Source organism: Arthrobacter sp. UKPF54-2 (assembly GCF_007858535.1).
Classification (GTDB): domain Bacteria; phylum Actinomycetota; class Actinomycetes; order Actinomycetales; family Micrococcaceae; genus Arthrobacter.
Genome location: NZ_CP040174.1, coordinates 2,908,692 through 2,925,018 on the forward strand (window position 1 = coordinate 2,908,692; position 16,327 = coordinate 2,925,018).

General features: G+C 70.1%; 14 protein-coding genes. 9 read left to right on the forward strand and 5 right to left on the reverse strand.

The window, feature by feature from the left end:
- Positions 1–53: 53 nt before the first annotated feature.
- The 3 genes from E7Y32_RS13410 to E7Y32_RS13420 are packed head-to-tail and all read left to right on the forward strand — an operon-like array spanning position 54 to position 3,159.
- Complete coding sequence (locus tag E7Y32_RS13410) at positions 54–1,271, forward strand: type III polyketide synthase (RefSeq protein ID WP_146337537.1); 1,218 nt, start codon at positions 54–56, stop codon at positions 1,269–1,271.
- A gap of 11 nt (positions 1,272–1,282) precedes the next feature.
- Entirely contained in the window at positions 1,283–1,996 is a 714-nt protein-coding gene (locus tag E7Y32_RS13415; protein WP_146337538.1) for a class I SAM-dependent methyltransferase, read from the forward strand.
- Positions 1,993–3,159, forward strand: a complete 1,167-nt coding sequence (locus E7Y32_RS13420; protein ID WP_146337539.1) for an NAD(P)/FAD-dependent oxidoreductase — start codon at positions 1,993–1,995, stop codon at positions 3,157–3,159. Before E7Y32_RS13415 ends, E7Y32_RS13420 begins: the two co-directional genes overlap by 4 nt.
- A 41-nt stretch (positions 3,160–3,200) precedes the next feature.
- Here E7Y32_RS13420 and E7Y32_RS13425 read toward each other — a convergent pair whose 3' ends face one another.
- Positions 3,201–3,605, reverse strand: coding sequence for a nuclear transport factor 2 family protein (locus tag E7Y32_RS13425; protein ID WP_146337540.1), 405 nt, complete (start codon positions 3,603–3,605; stop codon positions 3,201–3,203).
- Positions 3,606–3,690: 85 nt separating this feature from the next.
- Between E7Y32_RS13425 and E7Y32_RS13430 the strand changes: the two genes are divergently transcribed.
- On the forward strand, positions 3,691–4,638 hold the full coding sequence (locus tag E7Y32_RS13430; protein ID WP_261382448.1) for a hypothetical protein: 948 nt from the start codon (positions 3,691–3,693) through the stop codon (positions 4,636–4,638).
- Positions 4,639–4,647: 9 nt separating this feature from the next.
- On the forward strand, positions 4,648–5,343 hold the full coding sequence (locus tag E7Y32_RS13435) for a peptide deformylase (protein WP_146337541.1): 696 nt from the start codon (positions 4,648–4,650) through the stop codon (positions 5,341–5,343).
- 13 nt (positions 5,344–5,356) lie between these two features.
- On the opposite strand, the gene E7Y32_RS13440 is transcribed toward E7Y32_RS13435, so the two are convergent.
- Positions 5,357–7,471 (reverse strand): S9 family peptidase, encoded by a 2,115-nt coding sequence (locus tag E7Y32_RS13440; RefSeq protein WP_146337542.1) that lies wholly within the window; start codon positions 7,469–7,471, stop codon positions 5,357–5,359.
- A 110-nt stretch (positions 7,472–7,581) separates the two neighbouring features.
- On the opposite strand from E7Y32_RS13440, the gene E7Y32_RS13445 reads away from it, so the two are divergent.
- The 4 genes from E7Y32_RS13445 to E7Y32_RS13460 all read left to right on the forward strand — a co-directional run bounded on the left by E7Y32_RS13445 (position 7,582) and on the right by E7Y32_RS13460 (position 10,690).
- Positions 7,582–8,463, forward strand: a complete 882-nt coding sequence (locus tag E7Y32_RS13445; RefSeq protein WP_146337543.1) for a methyltransferase domain-containing protein — start codon at positions 7,582–7,584, stop codon at positions 8,461–8,463.
- 128 nt (positions 8,464–8,591) lie between these two features.
- A complete protein-coding gene (locus tag E7Y32_RS13450; protein WP_146338678.1) occupies positions 8,592–9,053 on the forward strand; it encodes an NfeD family protein in 462 nt (153 codons plus the stop codon).
- Positions 9,054–9,169: 116 nt separating this feature from the next.
- Positions 9,170–10,069 (forward strand): SPFH domain-containing protein, encoded by a 900-nt coding sequence (locus E7Y32_RS13455; protein ID WP_146337544.1) that lies wholly within the window; start codon positions 9,170–9,172, stop codon positions 10,067–10,069.
- A 273-nt stretch (positions 10,070–10,342) separates the two neighbouring features.
- Positions 10,343–10,690, forward strand: a complete 348-nt coding sequence (locus E7Y32_RS13460; protein WP_026266329.1) for an RNA polymerase-binding protein RbpA — start codon at positions 10,343–10,345, stop codon at positions 10,688–10,690.
- 72 nt (positions 10,691–10,762) lie between these two features.
- On the opposite strand, the gene E7Y32_RS13465 is transcribed toward E7Y32_RS13460, so the two are convergent.
- The 3 genes from E7Y32_RS13465 to E7Y32_RS13475 form a co-directional block, all read right to left on the reverse strand.
- Positions 10,763–11,500, reverse strand: coding sequence for a polyprenol monophosphomannose synthase (locus tag E7Y32_RS13465; RefSeq protein WP_146337545.1), 738 nt, complete (start codon positions 11,498–11,500; stop codon positions 10,763–10,765).
- Positions 11,501–11,619: 119 nt separating this feature from the next.
- The gene (locus E7Y32_RS13470; protein ID WP_146337546.1) at positions 11,620–13,308 is read right to left on the reverse strand and encodes an amidohydrolase; all 1,689 of its coding nucleotides are present in this window, start codon (positions 13,306–13,308) and stop codon (positions 11,620–11,622) included.
- A 91-nt stretch (positions 13,309–13,399) separates the two neighbouring features.
- Positions 13,400–16,303 (reverse strand): RNA helicase, encoded by a 2,904-nt coding sequence (locus E7Y32_RS13475; protein WP_146337547.1) that lies wholly within the window; start codon positions 16,301–16,303, stop codon positions 13,400–13,402.
- Positions 16,304–16,327 lie beyond the last annotated feature (24 nt).

Genomic DNA, 16,327 nt, shown 5'->3' on the forward strand with positions numbered 1-16,327 from the left:
GGACGGCGTCGAAAATCCATTGTCATATCCGGCGGGCTAACTGAGAATGAACCATGACGGTCTACCTGAGGTCCCTGGAAACTGCAGTCCCGCCCACCATACTGATCCAGTCCGAGGCCCGCGACGTGTTCGCCGCCCAGCCCGGGCTCAGCCGCCTCGGCTCCCGGCTGGTCAGCACCTGCTTCGACTCCGCCGCCATCGACACCCGCTACACGGCCGTCGGGGAACTGACCACCCGCAGCCGGGCGGAGAATCCGCAGTTCTTCGACCCCGCCGCCGGCCTGCTGCTCAGCCCCAGCACCAAGGTCCGGAACGACATCTTCGCCACCGAAGCGACCAAGCTCTTCATCGAAGCCGCGGAAAAGGCGGTGGACGCCTTCCCGGGCCTCGACCGCAGTGACATCACGCACCTGGTGACGGTCTCCTGCACCGGCTTCTTCAATCCCGGACCGGACTACAAGATTGTCCGGGCGCTCGGGCTGAATCCCGCGGTGCAGCGCTACCACCTCGGGTTCATGGGCTGCTACGCCGCCTTCCCGGCGCTGCGGGCCGCGAAATCCTTCTGCGACGCGGACCCGGACGCCGTGGTGCTGGTGGTCTGCGCCGAACTCTGCTCCCTCCACGTCCGGACATCCAACGACCCGGACACCATCATGGGATCCGCCCTGTTCGCCGACGGCGCGGCGGCCGCCGTCATCAGCGCCCGCGAGCTGCCGGACCAGCCCGCCCTGATGACCCTGGACCACTTCGAAACGGTCCTGACGCCGGTGGGCGAGGAGGCAATGGCGTGGAACATCGGCGACGAAGGCTTCGAGATGGTCCTGGGCACCTACGTCCCGCACATCATCGAGGACCACATCATCCGCGCTCTGGAACCGCTGTTGTCACGGGATGCGTCCCTGATCGGGATCCCGTACCGGGACATCCGGCACTGGGCCATCCACCCGGGCGGCCGCAGCATCCTGGACAAAGTGCAGTCCCGGCTGGAGCTCAGCGACGAACAGCTGGTGCCGGCTCGGGAAACCCTCCGGAACTACGGGAACATGAGCAGCGCCACGGTCCTGTTCGTGATCCGGCATATCCTCGACCTCGACGGCGCCGACGGCGACGCCGGCGAGGTCGGCGGTGAACGCATCTGTTCGATGGCGTTCGGTCCGGGACTGACGGTGGAAACGGCACTTTTCACCAAGATCACGACCCCGCGGGCTCCGGAACCCGACGCCGGCCCGGAGCGGGCCGGTGTTCCGCGGGCGGAACAGGCCCTCGCCTGAGTCCCGGAGCCATGGTCCCGCTGCGAACGCGTGCCCTGGACGCTGTTGAGGAGATGGACCGGCCCGACTGTGATCCGGCGCGGCTGGACCGGACCTACGCCCAGTTTGCCCTGGTCAACCGGGCGGTGTCCGGCTGGCGGGGCATCTACCGGCGGGAGCTCCGGCCGTTGCTCTCCAGGGAGATCGCCACGACGCTGCTGGACATCGGCTGCGGCGGCGGCGACGTCCCGATCATGCTCTCGAAGTGGGCGGCCCGGGACGGGCTGCGGCTTCAGATCACGGCGATCGACCCGGACGAGCGCGCCGCCGCCTTCGCCGGGCGCCGGCGGAGCCGCGACGGCGTGATATTCCGGCGCCGGAACACGGCGGAGCTGCTCGGCGAAGGTGCGCGTTTCGACGTCGTCGTGTCCAACCACGTGCTGCATCACCTGGACTCCGGGGAACTGGCCGGCTTCCTCGCCGAATCGGCCGCGCTGAGCGCCGGAACGGTGATCCACAACGATCTCCGCCGCAGCGCGGCCGCCTACGCACTCTTCTGGGCCGCCGCCCTGCCGTTCCGCGGGTCCTACATCAGACAGGACGGCCTGACCTCGATCCGGCGCAGCTACACCGCCGCCGAACTGCGCGCCGCCGCTCCCCCGGGCTGGACCGTGCAGCCCCGCTCCCCCTTCCGAAATCTGCTCATCCTGGCGAAGGCCCTGCCACCAGAGCGGAGCGCCCTGTGAGCGACGTCGTTATTATCGGCGGAGGTCCGGTGGGCCTCTTTATGGCGGCCTTGCTGCTGCAGCGGGGCGTCGCGGTGACGGTGCTCGAACAGCGGGCCACGCCGGAACCGCACTCCCGCGCCATTGGCATCCACCCGCCGGCACTGGAGGCGCTCGGCCGGATCGGGGTGGACCAGGAGCTCGTCCGCCGGGGCGTCCCGATCCGGCGCGGCCTGGCTCTCAGCCGCGGCTCCACCCTTGCCGAAATGTCCTTCGCCGGCGTGTCCGAGCGGTTCCCGTTTGTGCTGTCGCTGCCGCAGAATGCCACCGAAGCCGTGCTCGAGGAACGGGTGCGCGGGCTCAATCCGGAGACCCTGCGCCGCGGTGTCCGTGTGACAGGGCTGCACGACGACGGCGCCCACGTCACGGTTGAGGCCTGCGTCGACGGGGCGGAGGAGTGGATTTCCGCGCCCGTCGTGATCGCCGCCGACGGGGTCCGGTCCGCAGCCCGGGCAAATCTCGGGGTGCCGCTGCGGTGCCGGGACTATCCGGACCGCTACCTTATGGGCGACTTCGCCGACGGCACCGCGTTCGGTCCCGATGCCGCGCTGTTCCTGGCCGGGGACGGGATTGTGGAGTCGTTTCCGCTGCCGGGCCAGCGGCGGCGCTGGGTGGTCCGGCTAGGTGCAGACGACGGCGTGCACATTGGCGGGTACGACGGCGCTAATAGGGCCGCCGGTCCCGACGCCGGCTGGCTTGCCCGGGAAGTCCGGCGGCGGACCGGCATCAACGTCGACGCCGGCAGCCAAAGCATGCTCAGCGGCTTCGGTGTGCGTGCCCGGCTGGCCCGGCGCATGGTGTCCGGGCGTGTCATCCTGATCGGAGATGCGGCACACGAAATCAGCCCAATCGGGGGCCAGGGCATGAGCCTGGGCTGGCTCGACGCGCTTGCCCTGGCAGTCCTGGTGCCGGGGCTACTTGCCGGCAACCGCAACGGACTGGCGGCCTTCGAACGGAACCGGATGCGCCAGGCGGCGCGCGCTGCCCTGCAGTCGGAGATCAACATGACCCTGGGCCGGCCACTGCCGGGAGGTCTGCTGGCGGCCCGCAACGGCGCCATTGCCGCCGTGGCCGCGGTCCCGGCCGCGAACCGGTTTGTGGCCCGCCGCTTCACCATGCAGTAGCCGCAATAAAGGAACCGCAACCGGCGGAGGCGCTCCACGCGTTAGCGCGGTGTGTAGTAGCAGTCGTAGCTGTGCTGGCTGTTGATCCGGCCGTCCCGGACCTCGAACACCGAGGCGGTCCGGGCCCGGATCTCATCGCCTTTGTCCCAGTGCGGCAGGTCCATCAGCACGGTCGCGGACCAGTCGGCCTCCACCACCACGCGGCCTCCCTCACAGGTGCTGCGCCGCACCTCGAAGTGCTGCCCGGAGACGATCTCGCCGCTGTGTTCGGCGCCGTCCAGGACCTGGGCACGGGTGCGGGTCGACCCCTCCGGCGCCAGCAGATGGGGCGCCTCGGTCAGGACGTAGTCTTCGGCCAGGAACGGAGCAATCGCCTCGGCGCCGCCGCCGGCCTCGATGGTGCGCAACAGGCCCAGCACAACGTCCACAGGTTTCGGTGAAGTCATGGACTGAGACTACCCTTCAAGGCACAGCCGGCCGCTCGGGGCACACTCCCCTGCCCGCCGCCGCGGCACCGCCTAGACTGACCGCATGGTCAGCCTTCCTGCGCACCTCCGGTGGCCCGCCGTCGTGCTGGTCCTGATGGCGGCGGCGTCCTGCAGCACGCCGCCGGGAGGTCCCGGGATCGGAACGGCGCCGTCGACGTCGCTGTCTAATCCGTCGACGTCGCCCGGCGCCGGGCCGCTGACGGCGCAAATCAGCCAGTTCCGTGACAACTACAGCCGGCAGATTATCGAGATCCAGCTGACCAACACCACCGGCGAGCCGATCACCGTGCTCGCGGCCGGGCTGCAGAGTCAGCTCTTTGCGTCCGAAATCGGCTGGAACGCGGCGGACGCCGGGACGGAACTGCCACCGGGCCAGACGAAGAGCCTGCCCGCCCGGCTTCCGGCCGCGTCCTGCCCCGACCCGGCCGCCGCGCAGGGCCGGGCCGCAGACCCGCCGGCCGCCGACGTCGAGGTGGTGCTTGCGCCGGCCGCTGGCGCTCCGGGACGGACGGTGACGACCGTGGCCACCGACCCCTTTGGTGTGCTGCCACGGAACAATAGCGAAATGTGCGTGGCGCAGGCGGCCGCCGACGTCGCCGAATTCCGGTTCGGTCCCGCGCTGGAACTGTCCCCGGATGCCAGGACCGCCGTGCTGCACCTGGTCATCGCCCCGCGTCACCCGGCCGGCGACCCCTCGGACAGGGAACTGACGATCAACAGCATCGGCGCAACCACACTCCTGGAGGAGGACGGCAGCGCGCCCTGGCCCACTGGGCTGCGGGTCGACGCGGCCGGGCCGGTCCGCGAGCTGCGGCTCGGCATCCGCCCGGCCCGGTGCGACCCGCACGCCGTGGCTGAGGACAAGGTGGGCACGCTGATCCCGCTGCACGTCACCGTCGCCGGGCGGGAGGGCGCGCTGAAGGTCGACGCGGGTGCGCAACTGCGGGGCAGGATCTACGATTTCGTCACTTCTGCGTGCGGACGCCAGTAGTCTGGTGCCATGTGTCCAGACGCCACGAATGATGCCAGCTACACCGCCCCCACCGCCGAGGCCAGCAAAGAAGCCATCCGGGCGGCAGTCGAGCAGATCCTGAACGCCGGGGTGCTTCCGCCCATCGTCCAGGTGGGGCATCCGGTCCTCCGGCAGCAGGCGGTCCCGTTCACCGGCCAGCTCGACGACGCCGAGCTTGGCCGGCTGGTCGACCTGATGCGCCGGGTCATGCACAAGGCGCCCGGCGTCGGACTCGCCGCCCCGCAGCTGGGAATCCCGCTGCAGCTGGCCGTCCTGGAGGACAGGTTCGACGTCGACCCCGACGTCGCGGCGGCGCGCGGCCGGGAGCGTCTGCCGTTCTTCGCCATGCTGAATCCGCGCTACGAGCCGCTGGGCATGGCCAAGAAGGCGTTTTACGAGGGCTGCCTGTCCCTGAACGGCCTGCAGGCCGCCGTGTTGCGGCCCGAATCGGTGCGGCTGGACTTTACCGCGGTGGACGGGACCGCGCAGCAGCGGGATTTCACCGGCTGGCAGGCCCGCATCGTGCAGCACGAGACGGACCATGTGCACGGCGTCTTGTACCTGGACCGGGCCGAGCTGCGATCGCTGAGCAACAACGCCGAATACTCCGCCCGCTGGGCCCAGCCGGACATCGGCCACGCCCGGCAGGAACTGGGGTTCCTGCCGGACGACCCCGGCAGCTAGCCGACACCCCCGGCTAGCCGGCGGCGGGCGCCGCGGCCGCCGCGCCGTCCTGTGGTGCCGGGTTGGCCGCCGACGGAAGATGCCGCGACCACCACTGAAGGATCTGGTCGAAACGCTGCCGGCGGTGGTGCGGGGTGCCGGAGCGGGAAAGCTCATGGTTCTCGCCCGGGAACACCAGGAACGCGGCCTCCACACCGAGCTGCTTGAGGGCGGTGAAATAGCGCTGGCCCTGCTCCACCGGGCAGCGCAGGTCCTCCTCGCTGTGGATGACCAGGGTGGGCGTGCGCACGTGCTCCACCCGGGCCATCGGGCTCTGCGCCGCCATCTGCTCGGCCGAGCGGCCGGTGTACTCGCCGCCAAAGAACCAGCCGATGTCCGAGGACCCCGTGAAGCTCACCGGATCGAGGTAGCCGCGCTCCACGATCGCGGCCTTGAAGCGGTGGTCATGGCTGATGGTCCAGGCCGTCAGGTAGCCCCCGTAGGAACCGCCCATGATGCCGAGCGCGCCGGCGTCGAGGTCCTCGAACTTCTCCAGCGCCCCGTCCAGGAACGCCAGGACGTCCTGCATGTCCACGGTTCCCATGCGCTCCTTGATGGCGCGGCCGTGGGCCTGGCCGTACCCGGCGGAGCCGCGCGGATTGCACATCAGCACGGCATATCCGGCGGCGGCGTACACCTGGGCCTCGTCGAAGAGCGCCCCGCTGTACTGGGCGAACGGGCCGCCGTGGATGTTGAGCAGCACCGGGTGCGGCCCCTCCCCCGCGGGCGCGACGAGCCAGCCGTGCACCGGATAGCCGTCGGGCGAAGCGAACGTGAGCTCCTGCGGGGGCAGGATGCCGGCGTCGGCCCGCAGCGGCGCCGAGAAGTCGGTCAACACCCGGAGGCCGCCGGCGTCGAGGACGGCGACGTCGCCGGCGGTCGCCGCGTCGCTGAAGCTCAGCAGCACCGTTCCGGCGCGTTCGGCCGCGCCCGTGACCACCCGGTCGCCGTCCAGCAGGGTGCTCCGCCGCCCGTCGGGGCCGAACTCCAGCAGCTCCATGGTGCCGCGCGCGTTGTTCAGGACCAGGACCCCGTCGGAGCCGGCCGGCTCCAGGCCGCCGACCAGGTCCAGGGTCTCCACGTCGCTGAGCGCGACGGCGTCCCCGCCCCCGGCCGGCATAACGAAGAGCGCCGTGTTGCGGGCGACGAAGTCCTGGCCCGTGGGGCCGAGGTCCTGCGCCGTGAAGTACAGCCACCGGCCGTCCCGGCTCTGGCGGACGGCGGAGGCGGAGAGCCGGGCGGTGCCGGCGAGGGGCACCTCTTCCGGGGCGGCTTCTCCGGAGTCTGCGTTGGCGTCTGCCGCGGCGGCGTCGCCAGCGGGCAGCGGCAGCCGGTAGACCCCGCTGACCAGGTCGTTGTCGCTGCCCTCGTGCAGGGCGGCGGTGAAGTACAGGGCGCCGCCGTCCGCGCTGAAGCTGGCGCCGTTGTGGTCCGTCGCGGCCGTGGTCAGCTGGCGTGCCGCCGGCAGGCTCCGGGTCCCCTTGCGGCCCTCCGTTTCGCCGCCGTCGGCGGACGTGGCCGCTTTCAGGGCACGGCCGGCCGGGGCGACGGCGGGCTCCTCGTCCAAGGACGGGACCTCGACGACGAACAGCTGCAGCGGTTTGTCCGCCGTGTAGCCGACGCCGTTCATCCGGTACTGGTAATCCGTGATCAGGCGGGCGTCCTCGCCGCCGGCGGAGACCCCGTCGACCGTGCCATAGCGTCCGTCCTCAGGCGTCCGGGCGCTGAAGACGATGCTGCGGGAGTCAGGGGACCAGGTGAAGGCGCCCACTCCGAGCGGCGCGTCCGTCACCGCTACAGGCTCCCCGCCGCCGGCCTCGACGACGTGGAGCTGCGGTTTGCCACCGGGCGCTGCGCGGAGGAACGCCAGCACCTCGCCGTCCGGGGAAAAGTCCGGGGCGGTGTCGCGGAAGCCGCGGGTGATCCGGCGCGGCCGCAGCGCCGGATCCACCGGCACGGTCCAGAGCTGGCCCACGTATGAGTCGGCGTCGAAATCGGGGCGGACCACGGACACGACGGCCCGGGAACCGTCAGGGTGCACGGCCGGGGTCGAAACGGACTTGAGCAGGGGCAGATGTTCGGATTTCACGAGTGCGAGCCTAGCCGCTGCCGGCCGCGACGTGAAATGCCTCACACCGGCGCGGCGAGGCCCCGAGGTCAGAGGTCCGGCCCGGGTGTGCCCGGCCTACGATGGACCTTATGCCCGCCTACCCCGTTGCCCTCCTGTGCCCCGTATGCCGGAGCCCGTTCGCTGCGGGCAGCGGCCTTCGCTCCCTCGTCTGCCCGGCCGGGCACAGTTTCGACGCCGCCAAACAGGGCTACTTCAACTTCCTGACCGGGAAGGGCACCGTTTTCGAGGCGGACTCCGCGGACATGGTGGCGGCGCGCTTCGACTTCCTCTCGGCCGGGCACTACCGCGGCCTGGCCGACGCCGTCGCCGACCTCGCGGCGCCGTTCCTTGCCGGTTCCGGGTCCGCCGTGCTCGACGCCGGCACGGGCACCGGGCACTACCTGCGCGCGCTGCTGGACCGCGTCCCGGCGGCGGCTGCGGTGGGCCTGGACATCTCAAAGTTCGCGCTGCGCCGGGCAGCCCGGCTGAACCCCGAGGCGGTCAACCTCGTCGGCGACGTGTGGCAGCCGCTGCCGCTGGCGGACGCCGCCGTCGACGTCGTCACCGTGGTGTTCGCTCCGCGCAACGCGGCCGAATTCGCCCGGGTGCTGCGTCCTGGCGGCCGCCTGATCGTAGTCACGCCCAGGCCCGGCCACCTGGCCGAAGTCGCCGGGCAGACCGGCATGCTGGGGATCGAACCCGCCAAGGACGAGCGCCTGACGGCGTCGCTGGCCGGCCACTTCGCGGCGCGCGGTGGACGCGAGCTGGACCTGGCGCTGAGCCTCTCACCGTCCGATGTGGCAAACCTGGCCCTGATGGGCCCCGCGGGCCACCACCTGGACCGCGGCGCCCTGGCCGCCCGGGTGGCCGGCCTCCCGCCCCGCACCGCCGTGTCAGCGAGGTTCAGGATCAGCGTCTTCGAACCGCTGCCGTTGCCCGCCGCGCCCCCGGCGACGGACCCGCAAACGTAACGACTTGGCCACGTTCGGCGCCTGATTTCCGCAGCCCATGCCGGTCCTTGCCGTCCGGCTTAGGATGGAACCACGTTACGGAGGGCCTGCGCCTGCAGGCGCCCGGACGGATCGGCAAGGGGGAAATGATGTTTGAATGGCTGGCCGAGAACTGGTGGGCGTTGTGGCTCACGATTTTTCTGGTGTTCGCGGTGGTGGAGATGCTCACCCTCGACCTGTTCTTCATCATGCTCGGCGGCGGTGCCCTGGCCGGGCTGATTTCCGCGTTCGCGGGCGCCGACCTCTGGCTCCAGATCGTCGTGTTCAGCGTCGTCTCGCTCTTGATGATCGGCTTCGTGCGGCCCGTGGCCCTCAAGCACCTGCGCAGCAGCCCGGCCGACCAGCGCAGCAACGTCGAACGCCTGATCGGCGAATCCGCCCTCGTCGTTGAGCCCGTGAGCGCCACCGGCGGCCGGGTCAAGATCGGCGGGGACGTCTGGAGCGCCCGCACGGAAACCGGTGAGCTCGCCCCCGGACAGCACGCCGTCGTCAGGGCCATCGACGGGGCCACCGCCGTCGTCGTTCCGGAACCGGACCCGGCCGCGCAGTAACGGCCCCCGCCCCGACCGGGGCCCACAATCTTCCTGCAGCCGCCACCGGCTGCAGGATCCGCGGCAGCCGGACCGCCGCACACACAAAACCACATATCTGGGGAAAAAGGTGATGTATGGATATCGCAGTCGCAATAGTGCTGCTGGTACTCGTTGCGTTCGTAATAATCGTGCTGGTGCGTTCGGTGCGGATCGTGCCGCAGGCCCGCGCCGGCGTTGTGGAACGCCTCGGCAAGTACCAGCGGACGTTGAACCCGGGCCTGACCATCCTGATCCCCTTCGTTGACCGGCTGCTGCCCCTGCTCGACCTGCGCGAACAGGTGGTGTCCTTCCCGCCGCAGCCGGTGATCACCGAGGACAACCTAGTGGTCTCAATTGACACCGTGGTCTACTTCCAGGTCACCGACGCTCGCGCCGCCACCTATGAGATCGCCAACTACATCCAGGCAGTCGAACAGCTCACGACGACGACCCTGCGAAACGTCGTCGGCGGCCTGAACCTCGAAGAGGCGCTGACCTCGCGGGACCAGATCAACGGCCAGCTCCGCGGTGTGCTGGACGAAGCCACCGGCCGCTGGGGCATCCGGGTCTCCCGGGTGGAGCTCAAGGCGATCGACCCGCCCCACTCCATCCAGGATTCGATGGAGAAGCAGATGCGCGCCGAGCGTGACCGCCGCGCCGCGATCCTGACCGCGGAAGGCACCAAGCAGTCCGCCATCCTCACGGCCGAAGGCCAGCGCCAGTCCTCGATCCTGAAGGCCGAGGGTGACGCCCAGGCGGCCATCCTGCGGGCCGACGGCGAGGCGCAGGCCATCCAGAAGGTCTTCGACGCCATCCACAAGGGCAACCCGGACCAGAAGCTGCTGGCCTACCAGTACCTGCAGACGCTTCCGAAGCTCGCCGAAGGCACCTCCAACAAGCTGTGGATCATCCCCAGCGAGGTCGGCGAGGCGCTCAAAGGCATCGGCAACGTCCTGGGCGGCACCAACCCCGACCCGCGAGCGGACGGCAGTTAAACCGTGAAACACCAGGGAGGCACCCGTTCCGGCGGGTGCCTTCCGCCGTTCACCGGCTTTACCTGCGCCGCCGCACCCGCGTATAGTTGAGTATTTGTCCGGACGGTTCAGCCTGCCGGAACAATTACGCTTCGCGGCGCGTTATATCTACTGACGATTTCTGCAGTGGGGACCGCCGAACCAAAACGCATGCAACAAGTAGTCCGGTGTGGTCCTGATGGCCCCCGGCTAGCGCAGGGCCCGGCCCTGCGAACCGATCATAAGGGAGAAAAGATGAGCGATCGCAGCCTGCGGGGTATGCGCCTTGGCGCACAGAGCATGGAGACCGAATCCGGCGTCGAACCGGCTCCGCGCCAGCGCGTTGAGTACCGCTGCGAGGACGGCGAGCAGGTGTTTGTGACGTTCTCCTCCGAAGCGGAGATCCCCCCGGTCTGGGTTTCCAAGACCGGCAAGGAGGCCCTGTTGGTCGACGGCGAACGCCCCGTCAACAGCAACGAAAAGGCCGTCCGCACCCACTGGGACATGCTGCTTGAGCGCCGCTCCCTGCCGGAGCTGGAGCAGATCCTCGAAGACCGGCTCACTATCCTGCGTGAACGCCGCGGTGAACGCCGCTCCGCCTAGTCGGCCAGTCACTGAGCGAAAAGGCCGGGCCGGCACCTCATTGAGGTGCCGGCCCGGCCTTTTGTGTCCGTGCTATTTGCGCCCGAGTTTACGGCTGAGGGTGTTCCAGCGGGCGGTGAGACCCCACTTGGTCACGTTGATCATGGCCTCGACCACGATGTTGCCGCTCATCTTCGACGCGCCGAGTTCGCGCTCAACGAAGGTGATGGGGCGCTCCACAATGTTCAGGCCCAGCTTGGCGACACGCCAGGCGAGGTCCACCTGGAAGCCATAGCCCACCGAATCGACCGAATCCAGGTTGAGCTTTTCAAGCGTGCTGCGGCGGAAAGCGCGGAAGCCGCCGGTGACGTCCTTGATCTTGACGCCCAGCATGATCCGCGCGTAGGTGCTGCCCACCCGGGAGATGGCCTGGCGGTACAGCGGCCAGTTCACCACGCTGCCGCCCGGAACCCAGCGGGAACCCATGGCGAGGTCGGCACCCTGTTCCACGGCCTCGATCAGCTGCGGCAGCTGCTCCGGCTTGTGCGAGCCGTCCGCATCCATCTCGACGAGGATGTCGTAGCCGGCGTCCAGGCCCCACTTGAAGCCGGCGATGTACGCCGCGCCGAGACCGGCCTTGCCCTCCCGGTGCAGGACGTGGACCTGGCTGTCCTCGGCGGCGATACGGTCCGCGAGCTGTCCCGTGCCGTCGGGGCTGTTGTCATCCACCACCAGGACGTCGGAGGCCGGCACTGCAGTGCGAAGGCGCCCAAGGGTCTTGGGCAACGATTCCAGCTCGTTGTAGGTCGGGATGATCGTGAGGACACGCACAGCGGGGCCTTTCCTTGGAGGGAGCGGTCGAAGGCCGGGGCAGGCGGCTTAAGCCGACTGCAGGCACAGCTTCCCATTATAGTCAGTCGTCCGGCCGCCGCCGGGCGTGGACCCTAGCGTCAGAGCGAGCCGGCGGAGAAGAGTTCGACGCCGTCGCGCACGGTCTGCAGGCAGACCGGATCGCTGCCGGTGTCCAGGGCCGGGAGCAGGGGCGTCCGGGCGCGCGGGTCCGTGCTCCAGGACTGGACCCTGCCGTCGGCGACCTGGACCATCAGCTCTTCGACTTCCCAGACCGCGAAGCTCGCCGGTGCGCCCGGGACCAGCTGGCCAGCCATCGGGTTCCGGTAGCGCGCCGCCCGCCAGCCTGCCCGGGTGTGGCCCAGGAAGGCGGCCCGGGCGGAGATCCGCTCCTCCGCGTTGTGGTGCTCTAGGCAGGCGCGGACGCTGGACCAGGGCCGCAACGGCGTAACCGGGCTGTCGCTGCCGAAGCAGACCGGCACTCCGGCAGAGTAGAAAGAACCGAAGGGGTTCATGGCGGCGTGCCGGGCGCCGAGCCGCTGGGCGTAGAGGCGCCCCTCCCCGCCCCAGAGGGCGTCGAAGGCTGGTTGGGCGCTGACCGTCACCGAGTACTTGGCCAGCCGGGAGATGGCGTCCGGGTCCGCGATTTCGACGTGTTCCAGCCGGTGGCCTGCCGCGCGGACACGCTGTTCTCCGACGTCGGCGGCGGCGCGGTCCAGGGCTTGGAGCGCGGCATCGAGCCCGGCGTCGCCGATCACATGGAAACCGGCCTGGATGCCGAGCACCGAGCACGCCGCAATGTGGGCGGCCGCCTCCTCCACGGAGAGGTACTGGCTGCCGCGCTCCCCTGCCGCGTCGCTGTAGTCGCTGCGCAGGGCGGCGGTGCGTGAACCGATCGACCCGTCCATGTTCAGGTCCCCGGCCAAGCCCAGCACCGGGACGCCCAGGCTTTCGAGGATGGACCGGGCATGCTCCACGGAGCCGGCCAGCTGGCCCCAGTACGGAAGGATCTCCGGCACGGCCTCGCCGGCGCGGTCACGGGTGTTCCAGCCGGCCGCGAGTTGCAGGTCCTCGATGCTGCCAATGTGCGGGGCCGCCATTTCGGCCAGCGCCACGTAGCCGTTGGCGGCCGCCTCGGCCAGCGCAGCCTGCTGGTAGCCGCGCAGGGCGTCGGCCGGGAGTTTCCGGGCAGCGAGCCGCGCCGCGGTGTGGGCAGCCCGCTTGACCTGCCCGTCGGAGGCGCCGTCGGAATAACCGTCGAGGCCCTCCAGCCCTGACGCCCCGGCGAGCGAGGCAGAGACCAGGGCCGAGTGCACGTCCACCCGGGACAGGTACACGGGCCGGCCGCCCGCAGCCCGGTCCAGCTCCTCCCGGGTCGGCAGGGCCGGATCGGCCCAGAGCGTCTCGTCCCAGCCGTGCCCCAGCACCGGACCCGCCGAGCCGGAACCGGCGGAGCGGGCGACGGCGTCGAGCAGTTCGGCCGCGGAACGGATCCCGCCGAGCTGCAGCGAATCCAGCGCGATCCCGGTCTCCGTCAGGTGCACGTGCGAGTCCACGAAGCCGGGGGCCAGCAGCCCGCCCTGCAGGTCAATGACCTCCATCGAGGAGTCGGCGATGGAGGTGGCCGCCTGCTCGGAACCGACCCAGGCCACCGTGTCGCCGTCGACCAGCATGGCCGTCGCGAAGGGGTCCGCCGCGGTGTAGACGGAGCCGTTGCGGTACAGCGTCACCTTGCGCGGCGGCTGCGGTGCCTGCGGTGTCTCGGATGCCTCGGACGGTGAAGCGGTCATGGTGTGGATCTCCTTGTGGCAGGTCGCCGGCGGCGGGGCCGGGCAGGGTGAAGAAAGGGCGGGCGGACGGTCCGGGGCCGCTAGGGAAGACTCACGCGACGGCCGAGTAGGCGACGACGCCGCGCTTGACTAGCGTGATCGCCTCGGCGCAAAGCCGTGCCACCCGCGGTTCGAGTCCGGGGATCTTCGCCAGCTGGTCCAGCAGATCGATGACCTGCTTGACCCAGCGGACAAAGTCGCCGGCGGCCAGGTCCGTGCCGCTGAGCACCTCCTGGAGGTGGCGGCCCTTGGCCCATTTGAAGATGGGCCACACCAGTCCCAGTTCCGGCTCACCGGTGAGGGGCAGCTTGTTGGCCTCCTCGACGTCTTCCAGGGCGGACCATTCGCGCACCACGGTGTCGACGGCGGACTCAAGCGAGACGCTGGGCATCTTGGGCCGCAGGCCGCGGTCCTCCCGCTTGGCCTGGTAGACCAGGACGCTGGCCAGCGCCGCAATCTCGGCGGCATCGAGGTCGCTGAAGGCGCCCATCCGCAGCGACTGCGAAATGAGCAGGTCCTTCTCCCCGTAGATCCGGCGGAGTCGCTGGCCGTCCGGGCTGATCGAGAGAGTCCCGGCGTCCGAAGTTTCGAGGTAGCCGTAGCTGGAGAGCACGCCGCAGACCCGGTCAAACGTTTTGGCGATGGTGTTGGTGCGGCCCTGGATCTGGCGGATCAGGCCGTCGGTCTCCTGGCGGAGCTTCCACCAGCGCTCGGACCAGCGGGCGTGGTCCTCGCGGTCGCTGCAGCCGTGGCAGGGGTGGGCCCGGAGTTCGCGGCGCAGCTCGGCGATCTTCTTCTCCATGTTCGGCAGCGCGGCGGCACGGCCGAAGTCCTCGTTACGGTTCGGCGGTGCCGGCGGGCGGCTCTCCCGGATGGCGTTGCGGACCGAGGACGCGAGGTCGCGCCGGGATTTGGGCACCTTGGCGTTGAAGGACTTGGGGATCCGGACCCGGGTGATTGGCGCGAGCGGGCCTTCGACGTCGTGCAGGCCGATCCGGCGCAGCTGGTTGTCGAGCGTCATCACGGCCGGGCGCGGCTCCCGGGAGTGGTGGTCCGAACTCAGCACCACGGCCAGGCCGGGCGCCCGGCCCGAGGGCACGTCCACAACGTCACCGGGCAGCAGCCGGCTCAGGGAATCCTCGGTGAGCGACTTCCGGGCTCGGGAGGTGCCCTTCGCAGCGCTGTTCTCCGCATCCGAGAGCGCCCGGCGCAGCCTGGCGTACTCGGTGAAGTCGCCGAGATGGCATTCCATCGACTTGCTGAAGCCGGCGAGGGATTCCTCCCGGCTGCGGACCTGCTTGGCCAGCCCGACGACGGAGCGGTCCGCCTGGAACTGGGCGAAGGAGGACTCAAGGATTTCCCGGGCCCGCGGGCGGCCAAACTGCGCCACGAGGTTGATGGACATGTTGTACGTGGGCCGGAAGCTGGAGTTCAACGGGTACGTCCGCCGGGACGCCAGGCCGGCCACGGCTGCCGGATCGGTCCCCGGCTGCCAGAGCACGACGGCGTGGCCCTCCACGTCGATGCCGCGGCGGCCTGCCCGGCCCGTGAGCTGGGTGTACTCCCCCGCGGTGATGTTAACGTGCGCCTCGCCGTTGAACTTGTCCAGTTTCTCCAGCACCACACAGCGCGCCGGCATGTTGACGCCGAGTGCGAGGGTTTCGGTGGCGAACACGGCCTTGACGAGGCCGTCCACAAAGAGCTTCTCCACCACTTCCTTGAACGTGGGCAGCATGCCGGCGTGGTGCGCGGCGAGGCCGCGGAGCAGCCCGTCCCGCCAGCTCCAGAAACCGAGCACGTCCAGGTCGTCGGAGGGGATGTCCTGCGCGGCCTCGTCGACGCGCCGGGCGATGACGGCCTGTTCCTGCTCGGTGGTCAGCCACAGCCCGGCGGAGACGCACTGCGCCACCGCCGCGTCGCAGCCGGCGCGGGAGAAGATGAACGTGATGGCCGGCAGCAGGTCCATCCGGTCCAGGCTGGCGATGACCTGCGGGCGGCTGGCTTTCCGGACCGGGCTGCGGGTGCCCTGCGGGGCCTGGTCCCGCTGGCTGCGCTGGTTCCGTTGGCGCTGGTTGCGGCCGCCGTGGCCGAAGCGGCCGCGGAAGTTCATCTGGCTCTCGGCCCGCGCCATGGACAGCAGTTCCGGGTTAACCTCGAAGCCGGCCTGTTCGGTGATCACGCTGCCGGCGCTCTCCGCGGTGGCGGACACGGCAGCGACGGCGGCGTCCCCCGCCGGGGCGATCTCGTCAAAGCTGGTGTCGCCGGCAAACAGGTCCACGATCTTGCGCCCCACCATCACGTGCTGCCAGAGCGGGACGGGACGGTGCTCGGAGACGATTACGTCGGTCTGGCCGCGGACCGTGTCCAGCCAGGCGCCGAATTCCTCGGCGTTGGAGACCGTGGCGCTCAGTGAGGCGACCTGCACCTCGCTGGGGAGGTGGATGATGACCTCTTCCCAGACGGCGCCGCGGAAGCGGTCGGCGAGGTAGTGGACCTCGTCCATCACCACAAAGCCCAGGTCGTCCAGGGTCTCCGAGTCCGCGTAGAGCATGTTGCGCAGCACCTCGGTGGTCATCACCACCACGGGAGCCTCGCCGTTGATGCTGGTGTCCCCGGTCAGCAGGCCCACCTGGGCGGCGCCGTACTTCTCCGCGAGTTCGGTGTACTTCTGGTTGCTCAGCGCCTTGATCGGCGTCGTGTAGAAGGCCTTCAGCCCGCGCTGGAGGGCCAGGTAGATAGCAAACTCGCCCACGATCGTCTTGCCGGCTCCGGTCGGAGCGGCGACCAGTACACCGCGGCCTGCCTGCAGCGAGAGGCAGGCCTCGCGCTGGAAAGGATCGAGGTCGAAGGCGAGCGAGCGGGTGAAGCCGCCCAGGTAGGTCTTGGCTTCTGCGGCCCGCTCGGCGCTGGCGCGGTAGCGCTCGGACGGCGACTCCGGCCCGGGTAGTGAGGACATGCTTCCAGCCTAGTGGGCCAACGG

Excerpts from the sequence above, each read along its gene's own strand:
- E7Y32_RS13475 (WP_146337547.1), bottom strand. The coding sequence starts at position 16,303 with ATGTCCTCACTACCCGGGCCGGAGTCGCCGTCCGAGCGCTACCGCGCC.
- E7Y32_RS13410 (WP_146337537.1), top strand. The coding sequence starts at position 54 with ATGACGGTCTACCTGAGGTCCCTGGAAACTGCAGTCCCGCCCACCATA.
- E7Y32_RS13450 (WP_146338678.1), top strand. The coding sequence starts at position 8,592 with ATGTTTGAATGGCTGGCCGAGAACTGGTGGGCGTTGTGGCTCACGATT.
- E7Y32_RS13415 (WP_146337538.1), top strand. The coding sequence starts at position 1,283 with ATGGTCCCGCTGCGAACGCGTGCCCTGGACGCTGTTGAGGAGATGGAC.
- E7Y32_RS13435 (WP_146337541.1), top strand. The coding sequence starts at position 4,648 with ATGTGTCCAGACGCCACGAATGATGCCAGCTACACCGCCCCCACCGCC.
- E7Y32_RS13460 (WP_026266329.1), top strand. The coding sequence starts at position 10,343 with ATGAGCGATCGCAGCCTGCGGGGTATGCGCCTTGGCGCACAGAGCATG.
- E7Y32_RS13425 (WP_146337540.1), bottom strand. The coding sequence starts at position 3,605 with ATGACTTCACCGAAACCTGTGGACGTTGTGCTGGGCCTGTTGCGCACC.
- E7Y32_RS13470 (WP_146337546.1), bottom strand. The coding sequence starts at position 13,308 with ATGACCGCTTCACCGTCCGAGGCATCCGAGACACCGCAGGCACCGCAG.
- E7Y32_RS13455 (WP_146337544.1), top strand. The coding sequence starts at position 9,170 with ATGGATATCGCAGTCGCAATAGTGCTGCTGGTACTCGTTGCGTTCGTA.
- E7Y32_RS13445 (WP_146337543.1), top strand. The coding sequence starts at position 7,582 with ATGCCCGCCTACCCCGTTGCCCTCCTGTGCCCCGTATGCCGGAGCCCG.
- E7Y32_RS13430 (WP_261382448.1), top strand. The coding sequence starts at position 3,691 with ATGGTCAGCCTTCCTGCGCACCTCCGGTGGCCCGCCGTCGTGCTGGTC.